The sequence below is a fragment of the Dactylosporangium sp. NPDC051541 genome (genome assembly GCF_044454505.1).
Lineage (GTDB): Bacteria > Actinomycetota > Actinomycetes > Mycobacteriales > Micromonosporaceae > Dactylosporangium.
Genome location: NZ_JBITDU010000004.1, coordinates 939,974 through 958,080, shown reverse-complemented (window position 1 = coordinate 958,080; position 18,107 = coordinate 939,974). Strand labels below are relative to the sequence as shown.

The following is an 18,107-nucleotide window of genomic DNA, read 5'->3' as shown; positions in this document are numbered from 1 at the left end:
GGTCAACTCTTCGGAACAGTCACTTCCCGGACCCGCCGACCACCACCCTAGAACACCAAACACCGCCGCCGCTTGACAAAGAGGGGCGCCAGATGCGGAAACCCAAGCCGACCACCTGGCAGCTGATCGCGGCTCTGACCGCGGTAGCGACCGACCGGCCGCGGGCGCATGCGGAATGACCCGCCCGAACGGCGCGAAGGACTGGCCTGGCATCGGATCACCGGTTGTCGAATTCCGCTATAGTTACGAGCTGCTCGCATCTCGTGACCTTGTGTATCGATGACACGGTAGGTAGCTGTGACGAACCGCTCCGCCCTTCTGGTCGGCGTGCCGTCGTGCGACAACGATCTGTTCCCGGCCATCCCAGAGGTGGTGACTGCGGACGTCCGGCGGATGCGCGACGTGCTTTCGCAGTCGGGTTACGCCGTCACCTGCTGCGGCGTCGACGACCGGGACGGCAAGGAACCGACTGGCAACCGCATCACCGCCGCGATGAAGCACGCATTCCGGGAGGCGCCGAGCAATGGCGTCCTGCTGATCTACTTCTCCGGTCACGGCGTCGTCGTCGACGGGCAGAGCTGGCTGGTCCCGAAGGACGCATACGCTGGCCCGAACGGCCTAGACACCGAGGGCCTCATCCCGCTGGTGCCGAAGGGTGTCGAGCAGTGCCCGGCCAGGCTCGTCCTGCTGCTGGTGGACGCCTGCCGCAACGACCTGTCCGGACAACTGACCGCGCCCGCCCATGGTCACCTGCCCTTACCGCCCGCGGGCGCCCTAGTCCTCATGAACAGCTGCAGCCCGGGAGAGCGCAGCCTTTACGGCCCGGACGGCAGCTACTTCACGGGCGCGATCGCGGACGTCCTTGACCATCGGTTCCCGGCCCGCAGCTTCCGCGAGGTCGAACAGGCGGTCACCCGGCGCGTGGGCCGGGTCGCCGCCCGGGTGAACGGAATGCAGCAGTCGCCCGAGACGCTCGTGGCGGGGCGCATCGCGCGAACCGCCATCGACGACATCGAGATCTGCGCCGGAGACCAGGTGAGCGAGACCTGGCGCCAGGCCGCCCAGCAGAGCCCGCTGTGGGGACGATCGTCGGTCGACCGGGAGGTGCTCGACCAGGTGCGGCGGGCTGTCCTCGACACGATCGACGCCTGCGCCCGGGACTGGCTCGATGCCCGTGAACGCCTCAGCGACCGGGCCGGCTTGAACGACGCGTGGTCCACGCCGGACTATCCGGTCCGCGTGCTCGCCGGTCTGACCCAGCTGCTGCCCGCGGACATCGAGCTCAGCACGGCGGAGCTCGCGGCCGCTATCACCGTGCCCTTCCTGCGCGAGTGCGCCCTGAATGCAGGCCTACGGCTAGCCGCCGGCATCTCGCCGCAGGACTTCACCAGAACGTTTGAGGACGGGCCCCGCAACGACCTAGAGATCACGCATTCGATGCACGAGCACGTGTGGCGCCGGGCTGAAGGGTTGGCCCGGCGCAACCGTTCCGAGGCGCGGGACGCCCTCGCGATGTGGCTGGTGCACCGATGGCTAGCGACCCGTTCCTCGCTGTGGACCGACGCCGGCGTCGCGGCGCTCATCGGGCGCCTCGCCGTCGGGGTCAACACCGACACCGGCCTGACGTCCGGCGAGCTCTGTGAGCTGATCCGCGTGCTGATGCAGGCCGTCGACGCCGACGCGAGCGACGAGCTGCTGACGTCACAGCTCGCGAAGCGCTTGTTCGACCCGCGCCTGCGGACGCTCGGCGCCATGCTGTGGCTCGTGGGCATCATGGCGGCCGACCCGCGCCGAATGCCGACCGTCGTCGTCGACCACATCGGGGTCCAAGACGAGGTGACCGTAGCCGAGCTGCAGCGAGCCACCGGCCAGATGGGATGGCGCAGTACCGGCGCGGAGCTCAGCCTGCAGGCGGTGTGCGCGCACCCGGCCGTCTACGCTGCGTTCGAAGGCGTCGCCCGGCGGGCCGGACAGGCCCGCGCGGCCATCGCCGGCATCGACCTTCACGAGGGCATGGCCGGCGGGCTCCCATCGGCGATCACCATGGACGGGCTGCGGCCCGAGCATCAGGACGGGGTGCCGCTGTTCGATACCCCGCCAATGCAGTTCCGGCTGTCCGCCGACAAGGTCCGCGAGCTGCTGATGGGCCGGCAGCTCTACGGCGAGCCCGATCTGGCGGTCCGCGAGCTGTACCAGAACGCGCTCGACGCCTGCCGCTATCGGCACACCCGTCGCGAGTACCGGCGCGGGATCAACCACTCCGTCGCGCCGTGGAGTGGCACCATCACCATCAGGCAGGGCGCGGAGGGCGGTCGGCAGTACATCGAATGCGCCGACAACGGCGTGGGTATGAGTCGCAACACGCTTACCAGCACTTTCGCAAACGCCGGCGAGCGGTTCGTCTACGGCTCGGCGTTCCGCGCCGAACAGGCGCTGTGGGAGGCCGCGGACCCGCCGCTGCGCCTTATCCCGAACAGCCAGTTCGGCATAGGCGTGTTCAGCTACTTCATGATCGCCGAGGAGATCGAGATCTGGACCCGGCCGATCGGCGTGGACGACGTACCGGAGGGGCAGGCATACCACGTCCGCATCGCCAGCAGCGGCAGCCTGTTCCAGATCAAGCAGTGCCACGATATGACCGCCGGCGGCACCATCATCCGGCTATGGCTCACTGGCGAGGACTCGGTTTCGGTCTTGCGGACCATGCGCCGACTGCTGTGGCTGGCTGAATTCCGCGTTGAGGTCATCGAGGACGACGGCATCGAGACCTGGGAACCGGACCAGCTGCGGTTTCCGGGAGCGGCGGTTACACCTTTACGGCACGGCGAGGACCTGTGGTGGGTGCCGGGCGAAGGGGGTCTCGTCGCCGACGGCCTCCGCACCAGCGAGGAACGGTACGGTCTGCTCGTCAACCTGCGGGGGCGGCACCGCCCGCAATTTACCGTCGACCGCAACCGGCTCAGGCGCTGGGACCGCGAATGGGTCAACGGCGAGGTTCACGACTCTCTGCCGGCACTGAGCGGCTGGCCGGGACTGACGCTGAACTGGCTGTGGAAGGTCACTGAGAAGTCGCCGGAGATCGCCGAGGCTGTCTTCGAATGGCTCGTCACCCATGACCGCGACATCTCGATCGAAGGGTCGTGGGTACACGGCCGGAGCGCGCCGATCCAGCGGATCGGCTGCCTGCCGGTGGATCAGGAGCTGTTCACCGGAGAGCTGCGGCCACAGCGGCACTCCAACGACCACATGTGGCTGTTGACCTGGCGGGTCGGGGCTTGGCGCGACGTCGTGCAGCTGCCCGGATGGGAGCGAGTGCCGGCGGCGGTCTGCCTCGACGGCCATCCCATGGCCCGACCGCTCGACGCGGCGGTGATCGACCGGGTCTACGAACGGGGCACCCGCTACCAGGACGGGGGCCGGTACGGAGCGCCGACGGTCGAAGACCTCCTGCTGACGGCGGCGGATGAGTATGAGTCGCCGTCAGACCGGTTGCGGCGACTGCGGCGGTTCGCGATCACCGGGCTCGACCTGCGCGCCGGCCGCCGGATTCCGCCGATCTCCGGCCGGTTCCATGACCACGAACGACCGCCGAACCGGGAGATGGAGCACGCGGACCTGCTGCTTGCCGTGCCGGCCTGGGCGGCCCCGGGCGCGCCGGCGCAGGAGGCCGTCGGCGGGTGGCTCGCGTTCGCCTCGAACGCCCTGAACGCACCGGTCCGTGAGGTTCTGCGCCGGGTGAGTGCTCTCGTGCCGCGGACCTGGACCCCACCTGACCTGACCGGGCACGCGGAGCTGCTCGACCACGTGTTCCGGCCCGCCGACACCCGCCTGTTCTCCGCCGAGCTGTACGGTGGCCCGCCGTGGATCGGGGCGGAGGTGCCGCCGGCCCACGTCATGAAGGCCAGCACCAGCCTCGGGAAGTCCGTCGCCGAGGTCCTGCAGATGCTCGAGCGGTTCGCACCGCTCGGCTACCACGTCGTTGGCCGCGACCGGTATCCGCCCGATCTGCAGCCCGTGGAGAACGCGGCGCTTACCTATGTCGAAACCATCCCGCAGCAGCTGACCTCGCTGCAGCTCTTCGTGCTGGCCGGGCAACTCGCGCTGACCGTCCAACAAGTACGGCGCGGCCTGGGCCGGCTGATCGAGGCGGGGTTCGTGCTCCTGCCGGAGCAGGATCCGCTGCCGGACGCCACGCCCAGTGAGACGGAACGGTCGATCGTAAACGAGCAAGTGTTGGTATACAACTTCCGCAAACGGGCACTGGTGCTCCCTGAAGCCTGGACCGCGGTGCTCCTCCTGGCCTCGAACATCGGGCCGCCGAAGTTCGGCGGCTTCGTCGACCGGCTGGCCACTGCCCGGCGGCTGCTGCGGGTCGTGGCGCTGGTGCGTCCGGTCTCCATGCCGGAGATCGTCGACCTCAGCTACTGGCTGGACTTGAGCATCGGCGAGTCCATCGACCATTACCGGCTCCTGTTCGAGGACACCGCCGATGTCTCGGCTCTGCCTTCGGAGGCCTTCACCTGCGACGTGACGTGCCACCGCACCGAAGAATTCGTCGCGCTTCTCGGCAACTTCGAGCGTCCCTACCACGGCGCCCACACCGTCAACTGGTCGGTGCGGCCCGCGGACTTCGCATACGGGGCGGCCAGGGCCCGGCAGAGCATTCCGGCCTTCCTGGACCGGCTCGAACCATACCGGTCCCTCGGTGCGCCGCTGCCCGTCCTGACCGATGAGGAGATCGCGCGGCTCGACGACCATATGGTCGACCGGCACGACGTGACGATGCTGCACCGGACCGACAGCTACGGCCTGGACCATCCCGTCGACGTCGTCACGCCGTTGTGGCTCCTACAGGTGGCGGGACGATTCGGTTGGACCGTCCTTGAGGCCAGGACCCGTATGGCCCGGTTTGAGCCGCTCGGCCTCGATGTGCAATGCCAAGCCCGGCACTGCCCGGACGGCATCGTCGACTGGCGGGACCTGCTGGTGCTGACCACGTATCTCGACGGCCAGGCGCCGGTGCTGGCAGGGCCGGTGACCCCGGAGCACCTGCACGCCGCCGCCAATGAGATCGGGGAATCGATCGCGGATGTCGTCAGCCGGCTCGCCAGGTACGCGAAGCTGTTTGGCTACACCCTCGAGGGGGAGGACGGCGATGGCTGAAACGGACCGCGACGGGCCGATGCTGATCGAGCATCACCGGCCGGTGGAATTCGCCGCGCTGGAGATCGACGGTCCAGTCGCCGGGTTCGTCGTCGACCGGGCCGACGACGGCCGCCAGTACCACGTCGCCGGCAAATGTCCCCGCTGCCAGGGGCGGACCAGCACGACGTGGCCGGTCGGCACAGGCAACGGGCACAAAGGGCTGTTCAGTCCGGCCCGGCCGCGACGCGAGGCCGACGACGGTCTTCGGACTGTGTTCTGCGACTGCGGCCACGCCCACGCCAACCGCCCGGACAGCGCCGTGTTTCACGGCTGCGGCGCCCATTGGCGCATCGCGCTGCCATGACCAGCGACCGCTGGCACTGGGGGCAGAAGGCTCAGCTGCTGAAATTCAACCAGCTAGAGGCGGCCCGCAGACAGGCCGAGAGCTGGCGGACTGGCCTGACCGGCATCACCGTACTGCTCAGCGCGGTCCTCGTCGTCAAGGGCCGCGACAACGTGTCAACGCTCGCACCGCCGTATCCGCTGCTGGTGCTGCTGTGTTTCCTGGCGGCGCTGGCGGCGCTGGTCGTGGCCACCCTGGCCGCGTTGCGCGCCGCATCTGGGGTGCCGGGCGATGAGTGCCTGCTCACCGCCGAGGATCTGGAGGCGTGGTCGAAGGCGGAGACAACAGACGTGTACCGCTGGATCACCGTCGCCCGCAGGCTGACCGTCGGCGGGCTGTGGCTGATCGCCACGGGCGCGGCCGTCGCATGGCTCGCGCCGGCGAACCTGGCGGATCCGCCGCTGGTACGCGTCGACTCGCCGACCGGTCCGATCTGCGGGCGGATGACCCAGCTCGGCGACGGCATCGTGCGCATCGAGGTGACCCGCGGCCAGTCCCGTACCATCCACGTCCTGCCGCTCGACTCGGCCGTCACCCTGGACGTCGTCGCCGCCTGCTGATGGCGGCCGGCCCTGCGGAAACCGCGCCTGGCGGGCCGGCGCTTCGTGGCCTTGACCGGTGAGCACGTTCATGGGCGCGGCCCTGCTGGACGGGCGCGTGGACACGGGCTTGTCGTCCTGCGCTGCAAGGAACAGGCCGCGGAACCATCGACGCTGCACGCCTGGCCGGCCTGATACAGACTTGCTCTACTGCAACGACACCGGCTACGGCCGGCCTGGACAGTAGCGCGACCGTGCTGGACGCGCCTTGGTCGATCTGAGTGCAGCGCCCGCGGTCGAGCTAGGAAGCGGCGGTCCGGAACAAGATTCAACGATCGCTCGATGAGCCTTAGCGTATCGGCTGCGCAACCACTCCACGCGGACCGGCCGTCGACGCCACCAGATCGGTGTGCACTCTCAGCTGAGCTGACAGCTGCGCGGTCAAAGTCACGTTTCCGCACATCGGCATGAGGGCTGCGGACGACGGTCAGCGAGCCCGACTACGCACAGTAGCTGCAACTGGCTCCGCTCGATCATGCTGGGGCCAGACATGGCCGTCCGGGTCGGGTCTCTTCGTCTGTCATAGTCAGGCGTGGGTGTGGGGCCCGGCAGTGCGGTGACTGGGCCTGCAGGTGTCGCGTTGAGGGCGACTGCGGGAATCAGCAGCATTCGCCATCGGGGTGCCGGAACGCTCGATGCTGAGGACGGTGCGGCTCCCGCGGGTGGCCGTGGCGGCGCGGGTGGCCGACGGTGGTGTGTGGGTGGTGTGGCGGGGGCAGTGGGCGGGGACAGGGCGAGGCCCCGGACCGAGTGGTCCGGGGCCTCGACGGTGTTGCTGCTGTGGTGATCGCGGCGGTGTGCGCCTAGTGGATCATCACCGGGGGTGCGGCACCCTCGGCGCCTTCGGGGAGGCCGTCGGCTAGGTGCGACTCCTCCTTCTTGCGGGGGAGGAACGCGATCGGGATGAACGTCGCCAGCACCAGGATGAAGCCGAGCCAGTAGGTGGAGGCGAACGAGTCGGCGAGGAAGTGCAGGCCGCGGTCGATCAGGTCCGGGCCGCCCGGCATCTGCGCGACCCGCGGGTCCTGGTGCGAGGCGACCGCCAGGTCGGTGATCGACAGCGGCTGGCCGGTCTGCGGGTTGGTGGTCCCGGGGACGAGCGGGGCGTCGCTGGTCTTGCTGGTCAGCACGACCGACATGACCGCACCGCCGATCGAGCCGCCGATCTGCTGGAGGATGTTCACCAGCGTCGAGCCGCGGGCCACTTCATGATGGGTCAGCGTCTTGAGGGCCGAGGTCATCAGCGGCATCATCGTGCCGCCCATGCCCAGGCCCATCACGAACAGCGAGCCCTCCAGCATCAGGAACGACGTGTCCGGCTCGACCTGCGTGAACGAGAAGAACCCGATCGCGATGAGCGCCATCGCGAACGGCACCGTCCGGCCGACCGGGACCTTGTCCGAGAGCATGCCGGCGATCGGCATGGTCAGCATCGCGCCGATGCCCTGCGGGGCCATGAGCAGGCCGGCGTCGAGCGTCGACTCGCCGCGCACCTGCAGGAAGTAGCTCGGGAAGAGCAGGCCCGCGCCCATGAACGCGATGATGAAGACGAACAGCGAGACCGCCGCCACCGTCAGCCGGCGGTTCTTGAACAGCCGCAGGTCCAGCAGCGGGTGCTTGGGCTTGAACGAGTAGAAGACGAACCCGATCACCAGCAGGGCGCCGATGAGCATCGGGATCCAGACCTTGTTGGCGCTCATCGTCTTCTCCTCGGGCAGCGAGGAGACGCCGAACAGGAACAGCGCCAGGCCGGGGGAGAGCATCAGCATGCCGATGAAGTCGAACGACTCCGACGGCTCGGTGTTGTCCTTCGGCAGCGCGAACTGCGCGTAGACCAGCGCGATGAGGCCGATCGGCAGGTTGATCAGGAAGATCCAGTGCCAGCTCGCCACGTCGATGAGCCAGCCGCCGAGGATCGGCCCGCAGATCGGGCCGAGCAGCATCGGGATGCCGAGGACGGCCATGAGCCGGCCGATCCGCTGCGGCCCCGCGGCCCGCGTCATGATCGTCATGCCGAGCGGCATCAGCATGCCGCCGCCGAGGCCCTGCAGCACCCGGTAGGCGATCAGCTCGTTGATGGAGTCGGCGGTGGCGCACAGCCCGGAGCCCACGGTGAACAGGAACAGGGCCAGCATGTAGAGCCGCTTGGTGCCGAACCGGTCCGCGGCCCACCCCGACAGCGGAATGACGGTGGCGAGGGCCAGCGTGTAGCCGGTCATCGTCCAGGCGACGCGCGCGTAGGTCGCGTCGAACGTCTCCATGAACTTCGGGATCGCCACGCTGACGACTGTCACGTCGAGGATCGACATGATCGCGCCGAGCACGACCACGCCCGCGATCTTGAATACAGCGGCGTCGAGTTTGTCAGGCGCCGCCGCCGAGCCCCCACCAGAGGCGACGGCTGCTTCCCCTTGAGCCACTACCTTGCTCCCCCCACCGTGTGCGAATCACACGTACAAGTGTTTGGTTTCGCGCGTCAGCGTACGCGGCCTGTGTTGCCGCCTGCGACCGAGATCCCCTGGTTATGCCACCGGCGCAATGCGGGGGAGACGCGCGAACCGGTGCCGAGGCAATCCACTAAGGCTACGCTAAGCTCGACGGGTGACCGAGCCCGCCCATGACGTGGAGGCCCATCCCGTCCGCCGCAACACGAAGCAGCGCGACGCCGTGATGTCGCTGCTGGGCGCGGTCGACGGCTTCTACAGCGCCCAGGAACTCCACGTGATGCTGCGCGACCGCGGTGCCAACGTCGGACTGACGACGGTCTATCGCACCCTGCAGCTCCTCGCGGAGACCAACGAGATCGACGTCATGCAGGTGCCGGGCAGTGACACACGGTACCGCCGCTGCAGTGATCGGCATCACCACCACCTCGTGTGCCGTGGCTGCGGCCGCACGGTCGAGGTGCTGGGCCCAGCGGTCGAGCGCTGGGCCGACCGCGTGGGCGAGGAGCACGGGTTCACGGACGTCAGCCACACCCTGGAGATCTTCGGCACCTGCGGCGCCTGCAAGCACTGAGACGTCCGCTACAGCGGGCCTTACAGCAGCTCCCGCAGCGCCTCGATCAGCAGCCACACGCCGAAGACGGCGAAGAGGGCCGCGGCGCCGTACTTGATGGCCTTCTCCGGCAGGTGCCGCCCCAGCTGCCGCCCGACGACGATGGCCAGGGCGTCGGCCGCGACCATGCCGACGGTCGAGCCGATCCAGGTCCCCAGCCAGCCGTGCTGCGTCGCCAGGGTGATGGTGGCCAGCATCGTCTTGTCGCCGAGCTCGGCCAGGAAGAACGACACGCCGACGGCGATGATGGCCGAGCGGGTGGTCCGCTCGGCCTTGCCCCGCTCCTCCTCGGTGAGCTTGTCGCCGCGCAGCGTCCACGCCCCGAACGCGAAGAACGCCAGCGCCGCGACGAGGGAGATCCAGGCGGTCGGCAGGGCGGCCCCGAGCCCGTACCCGACGCCGACGGACACCAGGTGCACGACGGCGGTGGCGATGGTGATGCCGACGAGGACCGGCATGGTCTTGAAGCGGGTGGCGAACGTCAGCGCCATCAGCTGGGACTTGTCGCCGAGTTCGGCGACGAAGATGACGCCGAAACTGATGGCGAGGGCGGCGAGGAACGCGCTCAAGGTAGAACCCTTCCCGGGACCGGCCGGGAGGAGGGCTTCCACGCGGGGACGACCTCGACCAGGCCGTCCAGCTCGAAAACACAGCGGACAGCGAGGCCGAAAGTCTCGTCCGCTCCCGGAGACCGGAAGCCGCGCGGCCGGGCGTCGCGAACGGCGCCAGTATGTCGACCGAGCAGTTGAGGACTACTCCCCTTCGTGCCCTTCCACCATAACCCGCCCATCGCCCGCGCGGGCCGTGACCCCGGTCGCAGCTCACCCGACGGGGAAGTCGTAGTACGTGTCCGGGAACGGCTCATCACCCAGCGTGTAGTGCCACCACTCCTGCGGATAGTTCGCGAACCCGCCGCCCGCCATGAGCCTCACCAGCCGCTCCCGGTTGTCGTGCTGCTGCCGGGTCACGCCGCTCGCGGCCGTGTGCGCCAGGGTGTCGAAGCAGTCGAATCCGGTACCCATATCGATGCTGTTGTCCGGAAACCGCTGCTCAGCCGCCGCGGTGCACGGCTCGAGGGGCGCACCGACCCGGTACTCCGGCTGCCCCCGCGCCGGCCGCGCCACGAGCGTCAGGTCGACGGTGCTGCCCCGGCTGTGCGCGGTCGGCGACCCGATGTACCCGTCACTGAACAGCGCCGACTTCTCCTCCCGCGGGTAGAACTCGCCGCGCATCCGCTGATCGCCGTCCCCGCTCCACCGCACGAAGTCGTCGACCGCCCGCTGCGGCCGGTAGCAGTCGTACACCTTGAGGCTGTACCCGGCCGCCGACGCCCGCCGCTGCACCTCCCGCAACGCCTCCGCCGCCACCCGCGTGAGCAGACACCGCGGCCGCAGATACCCGGCAACGACCCGCCCGACGAAGTTGTGCCCGGTCGCATACCGGACGTCGGCCAGGATGCTCGGATCAACCTCCTCCAAGGCAACAAACCCAGGCGGCAGTGGTACAGCCGGAGCCGGCGACGGGCTCAACACCGCACCCGGCCCCGGGCCGGCCGGCGCATTCGACGACGGATTCACCGGAGCACTGGCCCGCGCCACCACCCGCCCGGGCGCACCGCAGGCGCCGAGCAGCAGCAACACCACCAGCCCGATCAGCACACGCACGGCGGAATTCTCGGCCGTCCGCCCCGATCGATCCGCAACCGCCCGCCGTAACCACGCGGGTGCGCATAGCCCGGTGGCCGCGGGCCGTGCGTCCGCTCCCCGCTAGGCGAACTGGGTCAGGGACAGGTTGTTGCCATCCGGGTCGACGCCTCACAATGACACGCCCCACCCCGCCCCGCCCTCCAACCAAGGTCGACACTGCACAGCTTTATCCAGGGCCTAGTGGCCACACGGCCCCATGCGCTATGGTGCCGGTCGTGAGCATCCCGGTGATGGGGCACATAGGGCCGTGGAACGAGGAGATGTACTTCTCGCTCGGCGAGACCAACGAGCGTATCGAGCTGTACGACGGGTACCTGTTCCTGAGCCCGGCGCCCAGGAAGCGTCACCAGCGGATCCTGTCGCGGCTGTGGGCGGCGGTGGACGGGCCGGCCGCGGCGGCCGGTCTGGTGGCCTTCACCGCCGTCGACGTCCGGCTGTCCACCGACCAGATCCTGATCCCCGATCTGGTGGTGGCCGACACCGGCGAGGAAGGCTTCGTGATCGACGCCGCCGAGGTGCGGCTGGTCGCTGAGGTCGTGTCGCCGGTCAACCCGGGCGCCGACCGCATCGTGAAGCTGCGGATGTACGCGGCCGCGGGCATCACACACTGCCTGTTGGTCGAGCAGGAGCCGGAGGAGGACCTGGTCGCCCTGCGGCTGTTCCGGCTCGACGGCCGGTATTACGTGGAGCACGCCTTCGCCGAGGTCGGCGAGGTGCTCCAGATCCGGGAACCGTTCGTGTGTGATCTGCCGGCGGACACCCTGCTCGGCCAGGATTAGCGGCGAGTCGGGCAGGGGCTTGAGGGCGTGCAAGGCGACCAGCGCCTCCGACAGCGCCGCCGGGTCGCAGGCGCCATCGGGCACCTCCGCCCGCGCCCGCCACGCCGCCCGCTCTCCGACCTCCCACACCAAAGCCGCGGCACGGCACCCTAAGCGGGGGTCTTCGGGGAGTCGAGCCACGTGTTGATGAGGTCGGTGAAGTCGCGGCCGGTCTGCCGGTTGACGAACGTCACGAAGTCGGCGCGGGTGCGGGCCGTGCCGGCGTTGGACGCGGCCCAGGCGCGGCCGAGGGCGAAGAAGCGCTCGTCGCCGATGGCCTTGTGGATCTGGCGGAGCATCAGCGCCGGGCAGACGTACACGTTGTTCTCGGCGAAGCTGTCCGCGCGCGGGTGGCCGGGCGGCCCGGCGCTGTCCCGGGCGGCGGCGTCGAGGTCGCGGGCGGCCTGCTCCCAGCGGTCCATGGCGGCCGGGTCGGACTTGGCCCGGTAGAGCTGCTCGGCGTAGCTGGCCCAGCCCTCGTTGAGCCACACGTCCTGCCACGTCGCGGGGCCGACGGCGTCACCGAACCACTGGTGGGCGAGCTCGTGGACCAAGACGCCGGCACTGCCCGACCCGCCGTCCACGACGCTGTCGCCGATGGTCATCATCTGCTGGGTCTCCATCGCCGACTGCGACGGGACCAGCACGGCACCGGTGCTGGCGAACGGGTAGGGGCCGAAGCGCTCCTCCAGCCACTGGAGGTACACCGGAAGCGCCTTGAGGTTGTCGAGACGTTGCCCGCCGTCGGCCGCTCTGGTCCAGAGGGTGATGGGCAGGCCGTGCGGGCCCTGCAGCTCCGTCTTCGTGTATTGCCCGACGGCCAGGGTCGTCAGGTAGGACGCGACCGGGACGGCGGAGGAGTAGCGGAACGTGACGCCGTCGCTCGGGCCGGGGGTGCCGCTGGCGATCGCCGCCCAGCCGGACGGGACGGTGACCGCGATGTCGTAGAGGGCCTTGTCGGAGGGCTGGTCGTTGGCCGGATACCAGGTGCTGGCCCCGTACGGCTCCTGCATCGTCCACAGCGAGCCGTCCGCGGTCACGGTCAGGCCCAGCGGCTCCACGTCCCGGCGGTGCGACGGCATGGCGACGGTCGTGGGGATGCCCGTGTATCCGACCGCGAGGGTCACCGTCGACCCGGCCGTCACCGCCTTGTCGACGACCAGGTCACCGTCCGCGATCCGGCCGGGGACGGCCGCGCCGTCGACGCTGATGGCCCGCAGCGTGTAGGCCGCGGAGAAGTCGAGCCGCAGCTGCGCGACGGCGCGCACCGCGCGGACCTTGATCGTGGCCGTGCCGGTGAGCGTGCGCGTCGGCGGTGACCAGGTCAGGGACAGGTCGTAGTGCAGGACGTCGAGCGCCGGGTTGCCGTAGGCCGGGTAGATCGGGTCGGCGACCGGGGCCGACGTGCCGTCGCGGTTGGTGCGGTCGGTGCGGTCCTCGGCGGTCGCGCTCACCGCGGTGAGCGGCTGGCCCTGGGAGCGCACCGGGGCGGACGAACACCCGGCGAGCAGGACCGCCGCCGTGATCGTCGTTGCTAGAGCCCGTCGCACGCGACCCAGGTTAGCGGCCGGATCAGGCGCAGGAGAGGGCGTCACGGAGGGTGGCCAGGTTGGTCCGCATGGCCGTGAAGTAGGTCTCACCGTCCTCGACGCCTTCGATCGGGTCGAGCACCGCCGCCTTCGCACCGATCTCGCGGGCCACGGTCTCCGACAGCTTGGGGCTGACCAGGGATTCGAAGAAGATCGTGGTGACACCGCGGGCCTTCGCGACGCGGGCCACGTCCCGGATCTGCTGCGGCCCGGGCTCCTCGTCGGGGTTGATACCGGTCACGGGGATTTGCGCAAGTCCATAACGCGCTGTGAGATAGCCGAACGCCTCATGGCTGGTGACCACGTCATGACGTTGGCAGTGCCGCAAGCCTTGGGTGTACTCCTCGTCGAGCGCTCGCAGCCGCGAGTCCAGATCCGCCACCCGCCCGCGGAACTCCTCCGCGTGCGCGGGGTCGGCGGCGGCGAGCCGGTCCGCGACCCGGTCGGCGATCGTGGACAGCCGCAGCGGGTCGAGCCAGACGTGCGGGTCGGCGCCGTGCAGGGCGGCGACCTTGGCCACGTCGAACGTCTTGGCCTGGTTCTGCAGGTCGGCGCCCTCGTCGACGGCGGGCTGAAACCCGCGCAGGTAGAGGACCAGGTCGGCGTCCTCGAGCGCGGCCAGCTGGCTCGGCTGGAGCTCCAGGTCGTGCGGCTCGGCCCCGGCCCGGGTGAGGTTCTCGACCGCGACCCGGTCCCCGCCGATCTCCGCGGCGACGAACTGCAGCGGGTAGAACCCGGCGACGACGTGCACCCGCCCGTCCTGCGGCTGGTCGTGCCCCGCGCAGCCGGCGAGTGCGAGAACGGCTGCTCCCAGCACCGCGGCCGCCTTCACACGCATGCCCGCAAGTCTCTCCGGTGATGACAATCATTGTCAAAAACGCATGGATGTCGAGAACGCCGCACCGGTACCGACCGATCGGCGAAACTGACACCGCGACGAAAGGAACCACCATGCCGCAGCTGCGGGTGCACGACTTCTGCCTGTCACTCGACGGCTTCGGCGCCGGAGAGGCCCAGAGCCTCGCGGAGCCGATCGGGGCCGGCGGCGAACGCCTGCACGACTGGCTGTTCAAGACCCGGACGGGTCTGGCCATGTTCGGCCGGGAGGGCGGCACGACGGGCCTCGACGACGAGTTCGTCCGCCGCGGCTTCGAGGGCATCGGCGCCACCATCATGGGCCGGAACATGTTCGGCCCGGTCCGCGGCCCCTGGTCCACGAATGCCGAGTGGTCGGGGTGGTGGGGGCCGAATCCGCCGTACCACCACCCGGTCTTCGTCCTGTGCCACGAACCGCGCGCCTCCATCGAAATGGAGGGCGGGACCGTCTTTCACTTCGTGACCGACGGCATCGAACGGGCTCTGGAGCGTGCGTTCGACGCGGCCGGCGGCCAGGACGTGCGCCTCGGCGGCGGCGTGTCGACGATCCGGCAGTACCTGCGCGCGGGCCTCGTCGACTGGCTGCACCTGCCGATCGTCCCCATCCTCCTGGGCCGGGGCGAACGCCTGCTGGACGACGGCCTGACCGGCTACCGGACGACGTCGTTCGCCGCGTCCGACGAAGTGCTGCACGTGGTGATGGAGCGCGTCCCGTCCTGACCCGCGATCGCGTTCACGACCGGCGCCGGCCGGACGGGCCGAGCAGGACCTCCGGCCGGAGTTCGCACACGATGGGCGTATCCAGTTTCAGGACCTCACCGACGCCGGCGACGGCGTGCTCGACATAGTGCCGCCCGTCGAGGCGGAACAGCCGCAGCGTGATCGAATCCGCGGGCTCGCGCTCCACCAGCAAATAGTGTTCGATGCCCGCGGCGGCGTAGGCGTGCATCTTCTTGACTCGGTCGTTGCGGGCGTTGCTCGGCGACACGACTTCGACGACCAGCAGGACTTCGTGGGCGGGGATCGCGAGGCCTTCTTCGTCGGTGTCGGCCACCACGAGGTCGGGAATCAGGATTCGCCCGGTTCGCAGCCGGATGTTGGGCCCCTCGATCTGGATCAGCCCGGCTTCCAGCGCCGGCTCCTCCAGCGCGGACGCGAGCCGGAATGAGATTCGCTGATGGCGTACGGCCGGGTTCGGGCTCATGAGCAGTTGCCCGTCGAACAGTTCGATGCGCTCGTCGGTCTCGCCGAGCGCGAAGTATTCGTCCTCACTCCACGGCCCCATGTGCTCAATAATCGCAACACTCACGACTGACCGACCTCCAGGCTTGAAAGCTCGCCCGGAAGGTAGCGCATGGGGCCGTGTGGCCACTAGGCCCTGAACGAGGCCGTGTAGGTGTCGATCTCGGTCAGGAGGGTGGCCTTGGCGGGGGCGTCCATGAAGGAGTAGCGGACGGCCTGCTTGGCCAGGTCGGCCACGCCCGTCTCGTCCAGGTGCAGGAGGGTGGCCGCGACCAGGTACTCCTGGTTGAGCGTCGTGGAGAACATCGGCGGGTCGTCGGAGTTGATCGTCACCGGGACGCCGGCCGCCACCAGGGCCGGCAGCGGGTGCTCGGCCAGGGACGGTACGGAGCGGGTGCAGACGTTCGACGTCGGGCAGATCTCAAGGGCGATGTCGTTGTCGCGCAGGTGGGCCATGAGCGCGGGGTCGGCGGCGGCGGCGATGCCGTGGCCGATGCGTTCGGCCTGCAGGAAGCGCAGGGCGTCCCAGATGGTCGCCGGGCCCGTCGACTCGCCGGCGTGGGGGACGCTGCGCAGGCCGGCCGCGCGGGCCTGGGCGAAGTGGGGGGCGAACCACTCCCGGGGGACGCCCTGTTCGGGTCCGCCGAGGCCGAAGCTGACCAGGCCGTCGGGGCGGTGCTTGAGGGCCGTTTCGAGGGTGACGTCGGCGGAGGGGATGCCGGCCTCGCCGGGGATGTCGAAGCACCACCGCAACTCGGTGCCGTGGTCGCGGGCGACGCGGGCGCGGGCGTCCTCGACGGCCTCGCAGAACGCCTCGGCGGGGATACCGCGCGCGATCGAGGAGTAGGGGGTCAGGGTGAGCTCGGCGTAGCGGACGTTCTGCGCGGCCAGACCGGCGCCGATGTCGTACGTCAGCGTGGCGACGTCCTCGGCGTCACGGATCAGGTCCACGACCGAGAGGTACACCTCGATGAAATGGGCGAAGTCCGTGAACGTGAAGTATTCGGCCAGCAGGAGCGGGTCGGCCGGGACGGGGGTCGAGCCGGCGTGGCGTTCGGCCAGGCGGGCCACCGTCGCGGGGGCGGCGGAGCCGACGTGGTGGACGTGGAGCTCGGCCTTCGGCAGGCCGGCGACGAAAGTGGTCAGGTCGCGCATGAAAGACGACCGTAACAAGGCCGGCCGGCGGCGGGTGGGGGAGTCCCGGACGATTAGGTAGCGGTTCGTCACGGATCAGTAACGCCGCGGGCACCGGAAAACAATCTTGTTCGATACCCTTGATCGCGAACAAGGGGGCGAACAAGTGACGATCACTGATGCGACGCCGGCCGGGCCGGCGCCGATGGTGAAGGGCGTGCCGATACTCGGTAGCGCCCTCGACATGGGGAAGGACCCCGCGGCCTTTCTCGTGAAGGCCTACCGCGAGCACGGGCCGGTGTTCCGGATGAAGCTGCTCGGCCGGTCCTGCACGGTCCTCGCCGGTGCCGACGCGGCCGAGTTCATGAACTCCCGCGAGGGGCGCGCGTCGCTGCGCTCCCGGGAGTTCTGGCAGGGCATGGTCGATGAATACGGCGCGACCCGGACGATCACCGGCGAGGACGGCGAGAGCCACAAAGAACTCCGAGAATTGATGCGGCGGGGGTACTCGCGCGACGCCATCAAAGGCCGCGTGCCGGAACTGCTCGAGATCACCGATCGCGTCCTCGCGCGCGACTGGGCGGCCGGCACCACCGTGCCCGTCGTGCGGGGAATGCAGTATCTGGTCACCGAGCAGCTGGGCGAACTGCTCACCGGCAACGCGCCCCGGGAGTATGTACCGGACATCCGGCTGCTGACGTTGTACGTGCTCAACGTCCTGGTCACCAAGCAACGTCCGCGGATCCTGCTCAAGCATCCGAAGTACAAGCGAGCCAAGGCCCGGGTCTTCGAACTGGGCGACCGGATGGCGGCCGACCTCAAGGCCCGCCACGGTGAGAAGCCCGAGGCCGAGCGGATCCTCGTCGAGGACCTGATCGACGCCCACCTCAACCGGCCCGGCCTCGTGCCCGACGAGGACCTGGTGATGACCCTGACCGGGCCCTACGTCGCCGGTCTGGACACGGTGGCCAACACGACCGCGGCGTTCGTCTACGCCGTGCTCAAGCATCCCGAGGTGCTCGCGCAGGTCCGGGCCGAGGCCGACGCGCTGTTCGGTGGCGGCGGGCCGGTGAGCGAGGACGACGTGCGCAAACTGCCCGCGACCCGATACGCGCTGATGGAGACGATGCGGCTGTACCCGGTGGCGCCGATGCTGGTCCGCAACGCCGCCAAGGACTTCGAGTTCGCCGGCCACACGATCAGGGAGGGCGAGACGGTGTACATCGGCACGGCCGTCCCGCACTTCATGGAGGAGTACTTCGCCGAGCCCGCGAAGTTCGACATCACCCGCTACGAGAAGCCGCGGGCCGAGCATCTGCGGCCGGGCGCCTACTCGCCGTACGGCCGCGGCCCGCACACGTGTCTCGGCAAGAGCTTCGCCGACGCGCAGATGGCCCTGTCGATGGCCCGGCTGTTCCACCGGCTCGACCTCGAACTCGAGTCGCCGGGCTACGAACTGGTCACCAAGACCGCGCCGTCCCCGGGCCCGGCCATGTCGTTCAAGGTGCGGGTGAAGGGTTTCCGCAACTAGGGACTAC

Annotated in this window: 14 protein-coding genes; 7 read left to right on the top strand and 7 right to left on the bottom strand. The window is 69.6% G+C overall.

Annotated elements, in window-relative coordinates; genetic code table 11:
- The first annotated feature begins 297 nt into the window (after positions 1-297).
- The 3 genes from ACIA8L_RS23960 to ACIA8L_RS23950 are packed head-to-tail and all read left to right on the top strand — an operon-like array spanning position 298 to position 6,108.
- Positions 298-5,163 (top strand): caspase family protein, encoded by a 4,866-nt coding sequence (locus ACIA8L_RS23960; protein WP_395908025.1) that lies wholly within the window; start codon positions 298-300, stop codon positions 5,161-5,163.
- Complete coding sequence (locus ACIA8L_RS23955; protein ID WP_395908023.1) at positions 5,156-5,509, top strand: hypothetical protein; 354 nt, start codon at positions 5,156-5,158, stop codon at positions 5,507-5,509. Before ACIA8L_RS23960 ends, ACIA8L_RS23955 begins: the two co-directional genes overlap by 8 nt.
- Complete coding sequence (locus ACIA8L_RS23950; protein WP_395908021.1) at positions 5,506-6,108, top strand: hypothetical protein; 603 nt, start codon at positions 5,506-5,508, stop codon at positions 6,106-6,108. The genes ACIA8L_RS23955 and ACIA8L_RS23950 overlap by 4 nt, the downstream gene beginning before the upstream one ends.
- 842 nt (positions 6,109-6,950) lie before the next feature.
- Here ACIA8L_RS23950 and ACIA8L_RS23945 read toward each other — a convergent pair.
- Positions 6,951-8,567, bottom strand: coding sequence for a DHA2 family efflux MFS transporter permease subunit (locus ACIA8L_RS23945; protein ID WP_395908019.1), 1,617 nt, complete (start codon positions 8,565-8,567; stop codon positions 6,951-6,953).
- Positions 8,568-8,748: 181 nt separating this feature from the next.
- On the opposite strand from ACIA8L_RS23945, the gene ACIA8L_RS23940 reads away from it, so the two are divergent.
- Positions 8,749-9,165, top strand: a complete 417-nt coding sequence (locus tag ACIA8L_RS23940) for a Fur family transcriptional regulator (RefSeq protein WP_395908017.1) — start codon at positions 8,749-8,751, stop codon at positions 9,163-9,165.
- Between the two features lie 20 nt (positions 9,166-9,185).
- On the opposite strand, the gene ACIA8L_RS23935 is transcribed toward ACIA8L_RS23940, so the two are convergent.
- Together ACIA8L_RS23935 and ACIA8L_RS23930 are read right to left on the bottom strand one after the other, a co-directional pair.
- Positions 9,186-9,773, bottom strand: coding sequence for a TMEM165/GDT1 family protein (locus ACIA8L_RS23935; RefSeq protein ID WP_395908015.1), 588 nt, complete (start codon positions 9,771-9,773; stop codon positions 9,186-9,188).
- Between the two features lie 252 nt (positions 9,774-10,025).
- Positions 10,026-10,868, bottom strand: a complete 843-nt coding sequence (locus ACIA8L_RS23930; protein ID WP_395908013.1) for a M15 family metallopeptidase — start codon at positions 10,866-10,868, stop codon at positions 10,026-10,028.
- A gap of 257 nt (positions 10,869-11,125) precedes the next feature.
- On the opposite strand from ACIA8L_RS23930, the gene ACIA8L_RS23925 reads away from it, so the two are divergent.
- Entirely contained in the window at positions 11,126-11,689 is a 564-nt protein-coding gene (locus tag ACIA8L_RS23925) for a Uma2 family endonuclease (RefSeq protein ID WP_395908011.1), read from the top strand.
- A gap of 149 nt (positions 11,690-11,838) precedes the next feature.
- On the opposite strand, the gene ACIA8L_RS23920 is transcribed toward ACIA8L_RS23925, so the two are convergent.
- Together ACIA8L_RS23920 and ACIA8L_RS23915 are read right to left on the bottom strand one after the other, a co-directional pair.
- The gene (locus ACIA8L_RS23920; RefSeq protein WP_395908009.1) at positions 11,839-13,278 is read right to left on the bottom strand and encodes a M1 family metallopeptidase; all 1,440 of its coding nucleotides are present in this window, start codon (positions 13,276-13,278) and stop codon (positions 11,839-11,841) included.
- 22 nt (positions 13,279-13,300) lie between these two features.
- The gene (locus ACIA8L_RS23915; protein ID WP_395908007.1) at positions 13,301-14,155 is read right to left on the bottom strand and encodes a metal ABC transporter substrate-binding protein; all 855 of its coding nucleotides are present in this window, start codon (positions 14,153-14,155) and stop codon (positions 13,301-13,303) included.
- A 113-nt stretch (positions 14,156-14,268) separates the two neighbouring features.
- On the opposite strand from ACIA8L_RS23915, the gene ACIA8L_RS23910 reads away from it, so the two are divergent.
- A complete protein-coding gene (locus ACIA8L_RS23910; RefSeq protein ID WP_395908006.1) occupies positions 14,269-14,913 on the top strand; it encodes a dihydrofolate reductase family protein in 645 nt (214 codons plus the stop codon).
- 13 nt (positions 14,914-14,926) lie between these two features.
- Here the strand turns inward: ACIA8L_RS23910 and ACIA8L_RS23905 are convergent, their stop codons facing one another.
- Both ACIA8L_RS23905 and ACIA8L_RS23900 read right to left on the bottom strand, forming a co-directional pair.
- Positions 14,927-15,478 carry a Uma2 family endonuclease gene (locus ACIA8L_RS23905; protein WP_395908004.1) on the bottom strand — a complete coding sequence of 184 codons (552 nt, stop codon included), beginning with the start codon at positions 15,476-15,478 and terminating at the stop codon, positions 14,927-14,929.
- A gap of 86 nt (positions 15,479-15,564) precedes the next feature.
- Positions 15,565-16,590 carry an adenosine deaminase gene (locus ACIA8L_RS23900; RefSeq protein WP_395908002.1) on the bottom strand — a complete coding sequence of 342 codons (1,026 nt, stop codon included), beginning with the start codon at positions 16,588-16,590 and terminating at the stop codon, positions 15,565-15,567.
- Positions 16,591-16,735: 145 nt separating this feature from the next.
- On the opposite strand from ACIA8L_RS23900, the gene ACIA8L_RS23895 reads away from it, so the two are divergent.
- Positions 16,736-18,100, top strand: coding sequence for a cytochrome P450 (locus ACIA8L_RS23895; RefSeq protein WP_395908000.1), 1,365 nt, complete (start codon positions 16,736-16,738; stop codon positions 18,098-18,100).
- The last annotated feature ends 7 nt before the right edge of the window (positions 18,101-18,107 follow it).

Bases quoted from the DNA above. Each gene is read 5' to 3' on its own strand.
- ACIA8L_RS23915 (WP_395908007.1), bottom strand. From the start codon at position 14,155: ATGCGTGTGAAGGCGGCCGCGGTGCTGGGAGCAGCCGTTCTCGCACTC.
- ACIA8L_RS23905 (WP_395908004.1), bottom strand. From the start codon at position 15,478: ATGGGGCCGTGGAGTGAGGACGAATACTTCGCGCTCGGCGAGACCGAC.
- ACIA8L_RS23955 (WP_395908023.1), top strand. From the start codon at position 5,156: ATGGCTGAAACGGACCGCGACGGGCCGATGCTGATCGAGCATCACCGG.
- ACIA8L_RS23900 (WP_395908002.1), bottom strand. From the start codon at position 16,590: ATGCGCGACCTGACCACTTTCGTCGCCGGCCTGCCGAAGGCCGAGCTC.
- ACIA8L_RS23910 (WP_395908006.1), top strand. From the start codon at position 14,269: ATGCCGCAGCTGCGGGTGCACGACTTCTGCCTGTCACTCGACGGCTTC.
- ACIA8L_RS23950 (WP_395908021.1), top strand. From the start codon at position 5,506: ATGACCAGCGACCGCTGGCACTGGGGGCAGAAGGCTCAGCTGCTGAAA.